This window comes from Imperialibacter roseus (assembly GCF_032999765.1).
Lineage (GTDB): Bacteria > Bacteroidota > Bacteroidia > Cytophagales > Cyclobacteriaceae > Imperialibacter > Imperialibacter roseus.
In genome coordinates, this window is the sequence record NZ_CP136051.1 from 3,867,494 (window position 1) to 3,881,191 (window position 13,698).

At 45.4% G+C, this 13,698-nt stretch carries 17 protein-coding genes and 1 tRNA gene; 1 reads left to right on the plus strand and 17 read right to left on the minus strand.

From position 1 onward, the window contains the following. Window positions 1-10 precede the first annotated feature (10 nt). The 12 genes from RT717_RS16130 to RT717_RS16185 all read right to left on the minus strand — a co-directional run bounded on the left by RT717_RS16130 (window position 11) and on the right by RT717_RS16185 (window position 8,763). Window positions 11-475: an ExbD/TolR family protein gene (locus RT717_RS16130; protein ID WP_317487412.1), complete on the minus strand. Its 465-nt coding sequence runs from the start codon at window positions 473-475 to the stop codon at window positions 11-13. A 2-nt stretch (window positions 476-477) separates the two neighbouring features. Beyond that, window positions 478-1,119: an ExbD/TolR family protein gene (locus RT717_RS16135; protein ID WP_317487413.1), complete on the minus strand. Its 642-nt coding sequence runs from the start codon at window positions 1,117-1,119 to the stop codon at window positions 478-480. A gap of 1 nt (window position 1,120) precedes the next feature. Next, window positions 1,121-1,444: a hypothetical protein gene (locus RT717_RS16140; protein ID WP_317487414.1), complete on the minus strand. Its 324-nt coding sequence runs from the start codon at window positions 1,442-1,444 to the stop codon at window positions 1,121-1,123. A gap of 24 nt (window positions 1,445-1,468) precedes the next feature. Continuing rightward, window positions 1,469-2,290: a MotA/TolQ/ExbB proton channel family protein gene (locus RT717_RS16145; protein WP_317487415.1), complete on the minus strand. Its 822-nt coding sequence runs from the start codon at window positions 2,288-2,290 to the stop codon at window positions 1,469-1,471. An 85-nt stretch (window positions 2,291-2,375) separates the two neighbouring features. After that, window positions 2,376-2,463: transfer RNA gene (locus tag RT717_RS16150), tRNA-Ser, on the minus strand. A gap of 91 nt (window positions 2,464-2,554) precedes the next feature. Then, window positions 2,555-3,619, minus strand: coding sequence for an asparaginase (locus RT717_RS16155; protein WP_151998353.1), 1,065 nt, complete (start codon window positions 3,617-3,619; stop codon window positions 2,555-2,557). Further along, complete coding sequence (locus RT717_RS16160) at window positions 3,616-4,389, minus strand: TatD family hydrolase (RefSeq protein WP_317487416.1); 774 nt, start codon at window positions 4,387-4,389, stop codon at window positions 3,616-3,618. The genes RT717_RS16155 and RT717_RS16160 overlap by 4 nt, the downstream gene beginning before the upstream one ends. Window positions 4,390-4,401: 12 nt before the next feature. Continuing rightward, a complete protein-coding gene (locus tag RT717_RS16165) occupies window positions 4,402-5,514 on the minus strand; it encodes a glycosyltransferase (RefSeq protein ID WP_317487417.1) in 1,113 nt (370 codons plus the stop codon). Further along, on the minus strand, window positions 5,507-6,142 hold the full coding sequence (locus tag RT717_RS16170) for a polysaccharide deacetylase family protein (protein WP_317487418.1): 636 nt from the start codon (window positions 6,140-6,142) through the stop codon (window positions 5,507-5,509). The genes RT717_RS16165 and RT717_RS16170 overlap by 8 nt, the downstream gene beginning before the upstream one ends. A 7-nt stretch (window positions 6,143-6,149) precedes the next feature. Then, complete coding sequence (locus RT717_RS16175; protein ID WP_317487419.1) at window positions 6,150-7,358, minus strand: GAF domain-containing SpoIIE family protein phosphatase; 1,209 nt, start codon at window positions 7,356-7,358, stop codon at window positions 6,150-6,152. Window positions 7,359-7,369: 11 nt separating this feature from the next. After that, a complete protein-coding gene (locus RT717_RS16180) occupies window positions 7,370-7,624 on the minus strand; it encodes a transporter (protein ID WP_317487420.1) in 255 nt (84 codons plus the stop codon). Continuing rightward, window positions 7,621-8,763 (minus strand): glycosyltransferase, encoded by a 1,143-nt coding sequence (locus tag RT717_RS16185; protein ID WP_317487421.1) that lies wholly within the window; start codon window positions 8,761-8,763, stop codon window positions 7,621-7,623. The genes RT717_RS16180 and RT717_RS16185 overlap by 4 nt, the downstream gene beginning before the upstream one ends. Before the next feature lie 77 nt (window positions 8,764-8,840). Here RT717_RS16185 and ruvC point away from each other — a divergent pair, with 77 nt between their 5' ends. Then, window positions 8,841-9,401 carry a crossover junction endodeoxyribonuclease RuvC gene (gene ruvC, locus RT717_RS16190; RefSeq protein ID WP_317487422.1) on the plus strand — a complete coding sequence of 187 codons (561 nt, stop codon included), beginning with the start codon at window positions 8,841-8,843 and terminating at the stop codon, window positions 9,399-9,401. A gap of 12 nt (window positions 9,402-9,413) precedes the next feature. On the opposite strand, the gene RT717_RS16195 is transcribed toward ruvC, so the two are convergent. From RT717_RS16195 to rsmA, 5 genes are all read right to left on the minus strand, one after another. After that, a complete protein-coding gene (locus RT717_RS16195) occupies window positions 9,414-9,806 on the minus strand; it encodes an HIT family protein (protein WP_317487423.1) in 393 nt (130 codons plus the stop codon). An 11-nt stretch (window positions 9,807-9,817) separates the two neighbouring features. Continuing rightward, window positions 9,818-10,291: a transcription elongation factor GreA gene (gene greA, locus RT717_RS16200; RefSeq protein WP_151998344.1), complete on the minus strand. Its 474-nt coding sequence runs from the start codon at window positions 10,289-10,291 to the stop codon at window positions 9,818-9,820. A 257-nt stretch (window positions 10,292-10,548) separates the two neighbouring features. Next, window positions 10,549-11,514, minus strand: a complete 966-nt coding sequence (locus RT717_RS16205; RefSeq protein ID WP_317487424.1) for an NAD(P)-dependent oxidoreductase — start codon at window positions 11,512-11,514, stop codon at window positions 10,549-10,551. A gap of 5 nt (window positions 11,515-11,519) precedes the next feature. Beyond that, entirely contained in the window at window positions 11,520-12,887 is a 1,368-nt protein-coding gene (gene mgtE / locus RT717_RS16210) for a magnesium transporter (protein ID WP_317487425.1), read from the minus strand. Next, window positions 12,860-13,660 carry a 16S rRNA (adenine(1518)-N(6)/adenine(1519)-N(6))-dimethyltransferase RsmA gene (gene rsmA, locus RT717_RS16215; RefSeq protein WP_317487426.1) on the minus strand — a complete coding sequence of 267 codons (801 nt, stop codon included), beginning with the start codon at window positions 13,658-13,660 and terminating at the stop codon, window positions 12,860-12,862. The genes mgtE and rsmA overlap by 28 nt, the downstream gene beginning before the upstream one ends. Between the last annotated feature and the right edge of the window lie 38 nt (window positions 13,661-13,698).

Sequence of the window (13,698 nt, forward strand, 5' to 3'; positions counted from 1 at the left end):
TCAACTATGATTATAGATTATCCATGCCTTGACGGGAGCTGTAAAGCACCTTTCTGGCATTTGCCTCTCTCAATTCCTGCTGCACATCAGCTACAATACCCATTTTGGCTTCAATATCCACCTTCATTGACATTGTAATCTGATCTCTTTCCACTTCGCTAAGCTTATCCTTTTCTGTATTTACAAACTGGACAACATCTTTTGGCGTGATGAATACATCATTTACCTGAATTTTAGGCTCTGTACCAAAAGTTGCAGTGTTCTTAGGGGGGCCTATGTATATATAGCTCACCAAAGACTTGCGTTCAATCTTTGAAAGCTGAGTCGCCCTGGGCAACTCCTGTTTCACCAATAGCTCTGTTTCCCTCATCACGGTGGTTACCATGAAGAAGAACAGCAGCATAAAGATGATATCAGGAAGAGCAGCTGTAGGTATCTCCTGAGAAGTACCGGAACTCTTTTTAAACTTTCCCATAATTAACCTCCAATTTTAGTAGGCTCCGCAATAGAAATCGCTCTGGGCATTCCTGAACGAGCCTGATCATACAGCTTCTTTTGTTCCGGATCTTTCTGATCCAGTTGAAGAAACTCCTGTGCAGTTTTACCTATTCTCTCACCGTACACTTCATTGTAAGCGGCATTTACTTCGTCCAATACGGTGATGTAAAGTTCGTAGCTCGTACCTCTATCGGCTTTGAAGGATACTATAGCCTTATCAGGGCCGTCAGAAGAATCCTTTCTTCGTCCATAAGCGCTGACAAAGCTTTTCATTGGCGCCGGAAGGTCGTTGTAAACCATCATGGCATCTTCCGAGGGTCGTCCAAAATTCAGGATAAACTCCTTGATCATTGGCTTCAGCTCTTCAATATCAGTGAGTGGCTCATCTTCAACAAGCAGCAAATCTTTCGAGTTGGCTTGTATCTTGAAGATATTCCTGTCGTTCTCCTTCACCTCTGGTGGTGGCTGGTTCGGATCCGGCTTCGGAGGCAAAAGCATCGCAATACCTTTGTCATTTGCCATCGTGGTAGTTACCAGAAAGAAAATGAGCAAAAGGAAAGCAATGTCAGCCATAGAACCGGCATTTACCTCCGTACTAGGTCTGTTTTTCTTGCTTGCCATACTACTTAACTATTTTTGAAATTTCCGTATACACGATTCCAACTAAAGCTACACCTGTCAACAGGTACATCATAATCAAAGAACCTCCAACCAATTTAGACAATCCTGCGTCGACGTCATACTTTGTATACACTGCTGTTACCTCATCGCCGGAAATTGCATATCCCAAACCGAAAATAACCAGCAAGATAAGAATACCGACGGCCGACATGGCCAATGAAGACAGATCGTCCAAGGCGTTGATCAAAGGCAATATGATCGCTGCTAGTAGCGCTATTCCTACCAGAATGTAGGAGCCGATCAATGCTATATCAATAAAATCCATTTTTGCTGTCTTTAGATGTTAATACTACTTAGAAAGATTGTGCTTTACAAGGATGTCTACCAATGTAATAGAGGCATCTTCCATTGAGTTCACAAGAGAATCGATCTTTGAAATAAGGTAGTTATAGAACAACTGAAGAATAACAGCTACGATAAGACCACCTACCGTTGTCAAAAGGGCGATTTTGATACCATCGGCCACAAGAGCAGGAGAAACGTCACCAGCTGCAGCAATTGCATCAAATGCACCAATCATACCAATTACCGTACCCATGAAACCAAGCATAGGAGCAAGAGAGATGAATAGAGATATCCAAACCATTCCTCTTTCCAGTTTACCCATTTCAACAGAACCGTAAGCAATGATTGACTTCTCAACCATTTCAACGCCTTCTGACATTCTCATTAGTCCCTGAGTAAAGATAGATGCAACGGGGCCTTTAGTATTTTTACAAACTTCTTTTGCTGCCTCAACGCCTCCTGAAGCTAGCGCATTCTCAACGTTAGCAAGAAGTTTTTTGGTGTTGGTGGTAGCGAGGTTCAAAGTGATGATACGCTCGATGGCAACCGCCAAACCGAAGATCAAACACAAAAGAACGATACCCATAAATTCCCAACCACCTGCGATGAACTGCTCTTTAACAATTTGGTGAAATGATTGCTCGGGCTCATCGACAACTTCTTCCATCATTGGAGCGACAGGCTCAGGCTCAGCAACCACCTCTTCCACAGCAGCAGAGTCAACCACGGCAGTACTGTCTGAGGAAACTTCATCCTGAGCAACTGCATTGAATTGGCTGAATGCAAAAACGCCTGTTAGCAACAGCGAAGCGAATAACTTTTTCATAGTTTAAATTTTAGTAAATCGTAAATTGGTTACAGTTAGTAAAAGATAGTTTGTTTTCGTTTTGAATTCTCGTTTATAAATTCTGCGGAGAGAGAGGGATTCGAACCCTCGATACCCTTTAGAGGTATACACACTTTCCAGGCGTGCTCCTTCAACCACTCGGACACCTCTCCAAAGTACAATTTTTGGCGTCTAGCAGCAACAAATAAATCAAGAAAAAACTCTTTATGCAAATTTTGATATTAAATTTACATAAGCGTAAAACTAGCTCATTTCCCCCGCAATTGGCACTATTAGCTTCTTTTTAACTTCCTTGGTATTCTTCTCTTTTGCCAGCAGAAACATTAGTTTGGTGATGGCAGCTTCAGTAGTGATGTCCTGACCGCTGAGCACCCCTATTTCCTCGAGAATCCTGCTTGATTCGTAGCGCCCCTGAATTACTTTACCTCCAATGCACTGGCTTACATTAAAGATGACAATCCCTCTTGTAACAGCGGAATGAAGGCTTTTTATGAACCAGTCGTAGTTCATTGTATTTCCCGACCCATAGGTTTCCAGCACAACTCCCCGAAGTCCGGGCGTGCCCAATATACTATTGACCACACTCTCACTGATGCCAGGAAAAAGCTTTAAGATGGTGACATTATTGTCGAATCCCTTATGAAGTTTGAGTTTAAGGCCAGGCCGAAAAGCCATGATTGAGGACTTGTTGTATTCGATGGTAACACCCGACTCAGCCAAATATGGGTAGTTTTCCGATTCGAATGCCGCAAAATGACTGCTCCTTAATTTTTGTGATCGGTTACCTCTCATCAGGTAAAAATTAAAGTAGATGGCAACTTCAGAGATAATTGGCTTGTCTTCTTCAAGCGTAGAGGCTATCTCGAGTGCTGTAATCAGGTTCTCCCGGGCATCTGACCTTGTCGATCCGATGGGGATTTGTGCACCAGTGAAGATAACTGGCTTATTAAGCCCGTCGAGCATGTAGCTAAGTGCGGACGCTGTATAAGCCATGGTGTCAGTCCCATGAAGTATTACGAAGCCATCGTACTGAGAATAGTTTTCGTAAATAATATAGCCGATGTCCTGCCAGTGTGAAATATTAATATTCGAGGAATCGGTGGGCTCTGGAAATGAGATGACGGTAATTTTCAGGTCAAGAGCCTTCAGCTCTGGTATTTTATCAATCACCAGGCCGAAGTTAAAGGGGACAAGAGATCCTGTTTCATCATATGACATACCGAACGTGCCTCCGGTATATATAATAAGGATACTGCTTTTTGGGTTAAGGCCACTTGCGGTGGCAATGTTTACAATCTTATAATTCATTGGTGATAGCTGAAAAGTTGATCTGCATTCCTTGTGGTTGTTTCAGCCACTTCAGCCAGGGAGAGTCCGGTAAGTTCCGAAACCCGCTGCGCAATAATTGGAATGTAGGAAGGCTCGTTTCTTTTGCCCCTATGCGGCACTGGTGCAAGATAAGGAGAGTCTGTCTCCAAAACCAGCCCGTCAGCACCCAGCCCGGGTAAAACAGCATCAAGTCCGCCGTTTTTAAAAGTACTTACTCCTCCTATTCCTAAAAAAAATCCTAATTCCAATATCCTTTTGGCCTGATCTGCACTTCCGGTAAAGCAATGAAATACTCCATTAAGTCGCTCGTCTTTAAGAGACTCCACCAGGTCAGTAGTCAGATCAATCGATTCACGACAATGAATAACTATTGGCAAGCCATACTCTTTTGCCCACTGACACTGTATGGTAAAAGCTTCCTTCTGATAGTCGATGAGGGTTTTATCCCAATAAAGATCGGTGCCTATTTCGCCAATAGCGGCAAACTTCCGCTTTCCCAGCCACTCTTCGGCAATCTTCAACTCACTTTCAAACCCCTGCTTTATGGAACAAGGGTGCACACCCATCATTGAAAAGCAGCGACCCTGATAAGCATCCTCCAGTGCCAGCATACTATCGATAGACTCACTATCTATATTAGGCATGTAGATTCTCTCCACCCCGCCTTCAAATGAGCGGGCCACCATCTCGTGAATTTCTTCTGAAAATTTTCTTGAATATATATGGGCGTGGGTATCAACAAACTGCATCAAATGTCGGGGCTAATAATGTCTATCCTTCCACTTTATTCCTGAAGGCAAAATGGAAAACAAAAGTGTTGACAAAGATATAATAGCCGAGTAAAATTCGAAGAGAACAAGCGCACCAATTTTCACAGGCAGTGCCGACAGGCGCACGGTTCTGTAAACAAACCATGATTGAACTACACCCTTTGCGATAACCAAAAGTATTGACCATGGATAAAATACGATCAACACAGCAGCCAGAGGATAGTAGATAGCCTGAAGGCCCAAAACAGCCACGATGGCCACGGGGAGTTGGAGGGCTCCACTCATCCACCTCTTTCGTTGATGCAAAAGGCCCTTGATACTAGCTGCAGGTAAAGTAATGCCGGTAACGGGTGGGCTGATCAGTTGCTTGAAACCATAGCACCTGGATAAAATAGCCCTGGTGAGTTGAAAGTCTTCCGTAACTGAAAAAGGCATGTTCTCATAGCCGCCTGTTTGATGATAAGCCTTTGCTAGAACAGCCATGTTATTGCCCATCCCGGTTACGGGGGTGCCCAGATCGGATACGACCTTCATCATACCGATGGCGTAAGCCCAATCGATGGCCTGAAAGGAGGCAAAAAGGCTGTTTTCGTTTATCGCCGTGTAGCCTGTTACCATGCCCGTGTCTTTTTCAAACGCTGCTACCATGGCCTTACACCACGTAGATGGAAGCGACATATCGGCATCGGTAATGAGGTAAACTTCACCAGACGCCTCTCTGGCCAGCTGCGCCAGCACGTTTGCTTTGCCCCTGGCGGAGCCCATGTCATGATCAATGTTAATGACTTTTAGCAGAGCGCTCTCCCTTTCAAATGAGCGGGCAATCACCTCAGTCTTATCGGTGGAAGCATCGTTTCCGATAAGTATTTCTATTTTATCAGCAGGATACTGCTGGCCCAAAAGACTCTTAATGCACCTCGACAAGGTCGCCTCCTCGTTTCTCGCCGCCACCAGCACGGATACCCTGGGAAGATTCGTTTCATCGAACAAACTGGTGGCGATATCCTTGCTTGAATCACCCTTTAAAAAGAAAAGCAGCAATATGTCGGTAAGCAGCACACTGCCGATGAAAAAGATCAAAATCAAACCGACAATCTCACTCAATGGCACAGAACTGATAACCTAGTGAAGAAAAATGATCCAGAAATTTCGGCAACGAGTACTTGATTCGGGCTTCTGCTTTCACGTTTTCGTGATAAATGACAATAGAACCAGATTTAGTTCCCATTATTGTTTCTACATGGCATTTTTCGGGGCTTAATGATTGATCGAAGTCACCAGTTAAGTAGTCCCACATGATAATGCGGTAATTGGCCGATATCTTTTTTGCAAGCGAAAAGGTCAGCTGCCCATAAGGCGGCCTGAACAGCCCGGCGGGGCCTCCTCCTCCACATTCAACGATAGCTGCCTCACAAAGTGCTATATTGGCCATATAGTCTTCATGAGAGGTTCGCCATCCTTTCAGATGGTTGAAGGTGTGATTGCCAATACTGTGTCCTTCGTCGCTGGCCCGCTTAAACAGCTCCGGGTGTTTTTTGATATTATTGCCGACATAAAAAAAAGTAGCCCTGGCGTCAAATTCCTTCAACGTGTCGAGCACCCAGGGAGTGAGCTCGGGAATTGGGCCATCATCAAAAGTCAGGAATATCTTTTTTTCGGTATCGTCAAAATTCCAGGTCGCCTGAGGGAACAACTTCTTTAGCCAACCGGGGGTCTTTTTGAAGTAGAGCAAACCAAGCCTAGCTTATGACTTTACAAGAAAGCATGGTAATATCGTCCCTGTAGCTTTCTGCACCTTTGAAATCTTCGAGTGATTTGATCACTGTTTCGTGGATACCCGCCAGGGACTTGTTGGTCATGTCGCTAAGCGCCTCCATAAGTCTTTCGGAGCCATATTCCTCGCCTTCCGCATTGAAAGTCTCAGTAAGCCCGTCGGTATAGCAGAAAAAGTTGAAGTCCTTGAGTCCGGTAACGGTGCCCACATTCAAAAAGGGCAGGTCTTCAAAAATCCCTAATATCGTAGTGCCCTCCTCCAGTGCCTGAAAGCCGCTTTCTGTAAAAAGAATCGGTGGGTTGTGCCCACAATTTACATATTTCATCTGCCCCGACTCATGATCGTAAATGGTCATGAAAAAGGTGATGAAATTTTCGCCATTGCTGTTGAACATGATCTGCCGGTTCAGCTCATACACTATTTCCCGCACATCGTAGGTCTTCCTGACTATCACCCTCAACGCTGCCTGAAAGTTTGACATGAGCAATGCCGCAGGTACGCCCTTTCCCGACACATCGGCGATACACAATAAAAACTTCCCGTTGCTCAGCTCCACATAGTCGTAGTAGTCGCCGCCAACATTTTTGTGCGGAATATAAGTGGCTTCTATTTGCAGTTTCTCCAGCTGCGGAAGATTTTTTGGGAAAAGGAAAGTCTGCACCTGTCTGGCAATCTCGAGTTCCTTTCTGTAAGCCTCTTGTTCCAGTTGTCTTCGTGCCAGTTTCTTATTTTCAATAGCCACCAATATGATATTGGTCAATGCCTTAATGAATGTAAGGTTGTGAGACACCCCCTGCTCCGTCTGGGCGTCGTCTTGCTTACCGAGGAAAACCACTGCCAGCAGCTTTTCCTTATGCTGAACGGGAAATGCCATGTGAAACTCCGACCAAAATGGTTCATTCGAGTCGAGTTCAACTTCCTCGGGCAGGTTCTGGTAACATGCCGGGAGCTTTGGAATCTTTTTATTGCCTACACCAAAGCTGAGCTTGCAGTCCCACTCATCCTCCATTACATACAACGCAAGCTTCTTTACTTTGAGGTTTCCGAGAAGGGTAAAATGGTAGATTTTATACAAAGAGGCTTCCGCCAGGTTATTGTTGATAGCCTGAGTGATTTCGAGCAAAGAATTTAACTCCAGCTCTTTGAGATCTTGTTGCGTAACTACGGACTCCATTTTCACTCCTATTAGCGCCCATTGTGAGCGAGCAGGCCTTCCTTGCTGGCCAGATAAAAGTAGTTTTGAAAGTTGTGATCTAAGTTGATTTGCTGATCCGATATTTCGGCAGCTACACTTTCATAAACTTTCAACCATCCCTTACGGTATAAATCGGTGAGGGTAGACTTAAGGCTTTCCACTGACAAGTTGGTTGCGTTCTTCAATTCTTTGAAGTGCGTTACGAAATACAACTCGTCCAATACATCAAACTCCAGGTCACTCATGGATACACCCTTCCCTTCCAGTGATATTCTCCAAAATTAGAAGCTATAGCAAAAAATACGGCATAAAACGGGTAAATAATTTCCATGAGAACAAAGTACTGCCCCAGTCCACCCAGGTTGAAGTTTTCGCTGATTTTTCGGCTGAAGGCAAACTCCGCAAGCCATTTTAGAGCAACAGGCATCAGCCAAACTGGATTCAATGAAATTAAGAAAAAGCTGAAAAGGCAGATGAAAACAAAGTTGCCCGCCACCACAACAGCGGCGAGTTGGCGAGGCCACGGAACAGTGTAGGCCTTCCACTTGCCTGCCCAGCGCCTCCGTTGGTGGTAGAGGGCTCCCAGCGATTCCGGCCTGTCGGTTGAAACAAGCGATTCTTGATCTTTATTGTAAAAAGCGCCATTCGGATATTTCGTCTTCACGGCGTGCAACACAAACTCATCGTCGCCGGAAGCAATCTGTTGGTTGCCGTCAAAAGGATTGAGTTCCTGTATCAGCTCACGCTTATAAGATAGGTTAGCTCCACTACACATGGTTGGTTTATGGATCAGGTTAGTGATGGCTGCAACGCCCGTCAGCGACATTGCCTCCAGGTTCAAGAGCGCTGACGCCCAGTTTCTTCCTTTAAAGCAAAATGCACCAAAGACCAACTTCGCTTCCTCAAAATGTTTGTAGTAGTTAATATGAGAGGCTACCCAATTTGGCTGCACGTTGCAATCAGCATCGGTCAGCACAAGCACGTCTGCCTCAGATAGCGCTGCTGCTGCCTTGATTGCCTGCTTTTTTCGGCTTCCTTCGCCAACTGAGGCTTCGAGGTGAATGACTCTAAGTGCCATGCCATTGTCCGCAGCAAAGCTTTTCGCCTTTTCTACCGTGTCGTCGTCAGACTGGTCGTTGACTAAAATCACTTCCAACAGATGGCCGGGATAAGTTTGAGCTTTGATGTTGCCCAGGAGTGACACGATGGACGCTGCTTCGTTTCTGGCCACAATAACAATTGATACTGATAGATTGCCAGTCGTTCCTGCAGTCCCGGGCGCAGTGGGGACATGCCTCCATTTAGCCCGGCAATAAGCTATGAACAGGCTGTACATGACAACACCCACAGCAGCAACGATCCCGAAAATATCAATAGCCAACATCCGGGTTTGAATTTAGGGAGGATTTACGTAGCATCACCCAAATTTTAAATAAGCTTATTTCAAAAGCTACAGCAGGTTTGAACAAGACTGTAAAAGAGAAAATCATTTTGGGGGTTGACCCGGGCACCAGCATCATGGGCTACGGGGTCATTATGGTGCAGGGAAATAAACTAACGTTGTTACAGTTTGGTGTGATTCACCTGAGCAAGTATTCGGGCCATGAGTTGAAGCTCAAGAAAATTTTTGAAAGGATTACCTCAGTCTTAGAGGAGTTTCATCCCGATGAGGTAGCGTTGGAGGCTCCATTTTTTGGTAAAAACATCCAGTCGATGCTTAAGCTGGGGAGAGCGCAGGGCGTGGCCATGGCTGCAGCATTGGCACGTGAAATTCCGATTTTTGAATATGCGCCCAAAAAGGTAAAGCAGTCGGTAACGGGGAATGGGAACGCCTCAAAGGAGCAAGTAGCTAAGATGCTTCAGACGCTTCTCAATTTCAAAGAAGCACCTAAGCTGCTTGATGCTACGGACGCACTGGCGGTAGCGGTTTGTCACCATTTCCAGGGTGGCGACACCGGGCCCAAAAACAAAAGCTGGAAATCTTTTATCTCTGATAATCCTGGTAGGGTAAAGGGAGTTTAGCTGCGAATCAGGCTATAATGCAGCTTTGATTTTTGCCGCCGTGGCAGCCAGCTCTTCCTGTGTTGGGTGCAATTTGGGCTCAAGAAAATTGATGTCCCTCATGCTGTTGAGCGGCACCAGATGCACATGGGTGTGGGGTACTTCAAGGCCAATAACAGCCACTCCTACTCTCTTGCAGGGAATGCTCTTATCGATAGCCCTGGCTACTTTCTTGGCAAAGACCATTGTCTTTGACAAAGTAACATCGTCATTATCAAAAATGTAGTCCACTTCTTTTTTAGGCACCACCAAAGTATGGCCCATTACCAGTGGACTGATATCCAAAAAAGCGATAAAGTGCTCGTCTTCGAGCACTATATGACCTGGTATTTCTCTATTGATGATTTTGGTGAAAATAGAAGCCATCGTGCGAATTGTTAGATAGCAATATCAACAATTTCGAATTCAATATTCCCGCCTGGCGCTTCTACCATAGCTGTTTCGCCAAGCTTCTTTCCCAGCAAACCTTTGCCGATCGGCGACTTAACCGAAATCTTGCTGGCTTTCAGATCCGCTTCTTCCTCCGCCACAAGCATGTAGGTCATCACCGCCCCATTTTTCTTGTTCTTGATTTTCACCTTTGACAGAATAGCCACTTTTGAAGTATCAAGCTTGGTTTCGTCAATTACCCGGCCATTGCCAACAATCGCTTCAAGCTTCGAAATTTTTAACTCCAACAAGCCCTGAGCATCCTTTGCAGCATCATACTCAGCATTTTCGCTCAGGTCACCTTTGTCTCTGGCCTCAGCTATTTGACGGGCCATATCAGCTCTTCCTTTCGTTTTCAACTCATTTAGCTCGTCCTTGAGTCTTTTGAGTCCTTCCTCTGTGTAATAAGATAAATTAGACATACAGTGTGCTATTAAATAAAAAAGAACGGCCCGCCAGGTAAATCCTATTGGAGACCGTTACAATTGATGATTTTTTACTGATGATCGATTAAAACGTCACTAACAACTATTGTAAACTTTATTGACAATAGCTGAAGTCTGTGATATCAAATATATTAAGATTTTAATCCAAACCCCGTCGGAGCTTAAAACATATATTGATCTAGCATGCAAATATAAAGATTTATCCCCTAAACCTGCAAACCAGAGATCAGGCATTACAACGAAGTGCTTGGGGTTTTGGTTTCTTTGAGCTTCAATTTACGAATCTTCTCTACCAGCACCTGATTGATTCTCTCGTAGGATTCGAACGACCAACCTGCCACGTGAGGTGAGAACAAAACATTCTTCATCTGAGCAAGTTCACCGAATATGCTTTCCTGTTCTGGGGTGAAAGAGTGAAGCTTTTCATTCTCGAGCACGTCAAGTGCTGCGCCTCTTATTTTACCAGACTTAAGACCACCCAACAGATCCCTGAGAACCACCACCTCGCCTCGTGACGTGTTCAATAGCCAAATCGGTTTTTGAAATCTCTCAATAAATTCAGCGTTAACCATTTGTCTGGTTTCCGCAGTGAGCGGCACATTCAAACTAACAATATCGGCCTCAACATACACCTCCATCATGGATGCTTCTTCCACACGCATATTGCTAAAACCTCTTTTGAATTTGTCATAAGCAATGACCTTGCACCCAAAGCTGGTCAATCTCCTCGCAAATGCATCGCCCATATGACCAAAGCCAATGATAGCAACTGTCTTCCCTTTCAACTCATAGCCCCGGTTGCCCTCACGGTCCCACACTTTGCTTCTTATCTGAGCGTCGCCCACCAGCAAGTTATTGAACAGTGTAAGCAACATGGCTATACTGTGTTCTGCCAGCGCATCCTGATTACCTTCCGGGGCATTTAGCAAGTAAATCCCCTTACTTTCCGCAGCTTTTACGTCGATCTGATCCATGCCAGCACCGGCCCTGGCTATGAACTCCAATTTTACACACTTTTCTAGGAAAAGCTTATTGATCACAAGCTTTGAACGCACAACAAGGCCAGAGTAATCAGCGACCCTGTCCAGCACCTCGCCAGCAGTTATTTGCGGTTCATAGTCCACCTTATACCCTTCGTTTTCCAGAAGCGGAACTATGCTAGGGTGCATTTCATCCACGATCAATACAGACTTCAACATATCTCTTAAAATATTCCGTAAAGTAAGTTGGCCACTGTAAAGTAAACCCCTAAACCAAGCAAATCGTTTGCTGTTGTGATGAAGGGGCCAGAAGCGAGCGCAGGGTTAATGCCAAACTTATCTAATATAATTGGCGTGATTGTGCCCATAAATGAAGCCAGCAGCACCACACTGAAAAGGGCAATACTCACTGTGATGGCTAAAAATTCTTCTTTGTAGAGAAGAATGACAGACCCAAAAACCAGCAATGCGAGAATAAGCCCATTGAGCACGGCCACCGTGAGTACTTTCACCAACCTCCTGGCCATAGATTCTGCAAAAACATTGGGGTTTGCCAAGCTCTGAACGACAATGGATGACGACTGTATGCCGACATTGCCTCCGGTGGCTGTTATCAGCGGGATAAAAAAAGCTACTGCCGGGATCAGCGCAATATCGCCCTCAAAAAGCCCTATGAACCTGGCCCCCATCAATCCACCAACCATGCCTATGATCAACCATGGCAACCGGGCCTTCGAAAGCTTCCAGACGCTGTCGTCTTCCTCAACGTCGTCGGAGATACCAGCCATCAGCTGCCGTTCCTCTTCGGCCTGCTCCTGCATCACATCCACAATGTCGTCAATGGTGATTCGGCCTACCAGCCTGCCTTTGGCATTGATAACTGGTACAGCTTCCAGGTCATACTTCCGCATGATGGACGCCACCTCATCTTCATCCATGTGGGTGGCAACGGACACGATATCGTCGTCGTAGATATCGGCAATTTTAGCGCTGTCTTCGGCTATAATGATTTTCTTAAGCGATACCTTGCCGATCAGTTTCCCGGTGTTGTTTACCACGTACACCGAATAGATTTTCTGCACCGTTTCGGCCTGCTTTCTGATTTCCTCAATACACTGACGAATGGTCCAGTTGAGATTGCACTTGATAAGCTCTTTGGCCATCAAACCACCCGCTACATCTTCGTCGTAGTGGAGCAGTTCCTGAATATGCCTTGCCTTTTGCTCGTCACGAATGAGGGCAACGACCTCTTCCCTGGTCTGGAGCGATAACTCCATCAAAATATCCACACAATCATCCGAGTCGAGGAAATCGAGGAAGGAGGAAATTTCTGTTACCGTGAATGCACCAAGGAACTCAGTTCGGGTGTCCTCGTCCAGGTCGTTGATGATCTGGGCACTGATCTGCTTCTCCAGAAGGTCGATAACGTATTTCGACTCCTCAGTGTCGAACTCGTAGAGGAGTTGGGTAATATCAGCTGGATTGACGCCATCGAGCGACGCTCTAATGAACTGCTCATCTTTCTCGTCAAGCGCTCCCTGGAACCTCTCGAGGTACTCTTTGCTTAGCTCGAATTGGATGACTGCTTCCATGCTTTTTCCAGAGATAAAGTAAGTTCGAAGAAATCTTCAACTGACAATTGTTCCGCCCGCTTCTGAAGGATGGGGTTTACTTCAAATTCAGTCGGCAAAGTTAGTTCTTTAAGTGCATTCCGCAACGTTTTGCGTCGCTTTTGGAAGGCGGTTTTCACCACTTTTCGAAAAAGATCTTCGTCACATGGCAAGCGCTCTCGTTTGTTTCTCTTCAGCCTGATAACGGCTGAATTTACTTTTGGCGGTGGATGAAAAACACCCGGAGGCACAGTAAAAAGAAGGTCTATATCGTAGTATGCCTGCAAAAGTACGCTGAGAATACCATAGTCCCGGCTACCTTCCTTCTCGGCTATGCGCACCGCCACCTCTTTCTGGATCATACCCACCACTTCGGGCACCTTTTGGCGATTATCAAGCACCTTGAAAAATATTTGCGAACTTATATTATAAGGGAAGTTTCCAATGACGGCTAACGGGCCAGGTGCAATAGCCTCCAAGTCCATTTTCAGGAAGTCGCCACCGATAATTCTACCTTCCAGCGAAGCAAAGTGCTTTTGCAGGTAGGCCACCGACTCTTTGTCTATTTCGGAAACATATAACTGAAATTCCTTCTTATCAATCAGAAACTGTGTGAGCACACCCGTGCCGGGCCCCACCTCCAGTACCGTTTTGTAGTCGCCGTGAAGAGTTAACGACTCCGCAATTTTCCTGGCAATGTTCTGATCTTTCAAAAAATGCTGCCCTAGATGCTTTTTGGGTCTAACTCTGTCCATTTTTTTAAAGAAGGTAAAATCCCTTAATTTGCGCCTCC

Excerpts from the sequence above, each read along its gene's own strand:
- RT717_RS16180 (WP_317487420.1), bottom strand. The coding sequence starts at position 7,624 with ATGAGTGACCTGGAGTTTGATGTATTGGACGAGTTGTATTTCGTAACG.
- RT717_RS16185 (WP_317487421.1), bottom strand. The coding sequence starts at position 8,763 with ATGTTGGCTATTGATATTTTCGGGATCGTTGCTGCTGTGGGTGTTGTC.
- RT717_RS16145 (WP_317487415.1), bottom strand. The coding sequence starts at position 2,290 with ATGAAAAAGTTATTCGCTTCGCTGTTGCTAACAGGCGTTTTTGCATTC.
- RT717_RS16160 (WP_317487416.1), bottom strand. The coding sequence starts at position 4,389 with ATGCAGTTTGTTGATACCCACGCCCATATATATTCAAGAAAATTTTCA.
- RT717_RS16155 (WP_151998353.1), bottom strand. The coding sequence starts at position 3,619 with ATGAATTATAAGATTGTAAACATTGCCACCGCAAGTGGCCTTAACCCA.
- greA (WP_151998344.1), bottom strand. The coding sequence starts at position 10,291 with ATGTCTAATTTATCTTATTACACAGAGGAAGGACTCAAAAGACTCAAG.
- RT717_RS16140 (WP_317487414.1), bottom strand. The coding sequence starts at position 1,444 with ATGGATTTTATTGATATAGCATTGATCGGCTCCTACATTCTGGTAGGA.
- RT717_RS16195 (WP_317487423.1), bottom strand. The coding sequence starts at position 9,806 with ATGGCTTCTATTTTCACCAAAATCATCAATAGAGAAATACCAGGTCAT.
- rsmA (WP_317487426.1), bottom strand. The coding sequence starts at position 13,660 with ATGGACAGAGTTAGACCCAAAAAGCATCTAGGGCAGCATTTTTTGAAA.
- RT717_RS16130 (WP_317487412.1), bottom strand. The coding sequence starts at position 475 with ATGGGAAAGTTTAAAAAGAGTTCCGGTACTTCTCAGGAGATACCTACA.
- RT717_RS16175 (WP_317487419.1), bottom strand. The coding sequence starts at position 7,358 with ATGGAGTCCGTAGTTACGCAACAAGATCTCAAAGAGCTGGAGTTAAAT.
- RT717_RS16135 (WP_317487413.1), bottom strand. The coding sequence starts at position 1,119 with ATGGCAAGCAAGAAAAACAGACCTAGTACGGAGGTAAATGCCGGTTCT.
- mgtE (WP_317487425.1), bottom strand. The coding sequence starts at position 12,887 with ATGGAAGCAGTCATCCAATTCGAGCTAAGCAAAGAGTACCTCGAGAGG.
- RT717_RS16205 (WP_317487424.1), bottom strand. The coding sequence starts at position 11,514 with ATGTTGAAGTCTGTATTGATCGTGGATGAAATGCACCCTAGCATAGTT.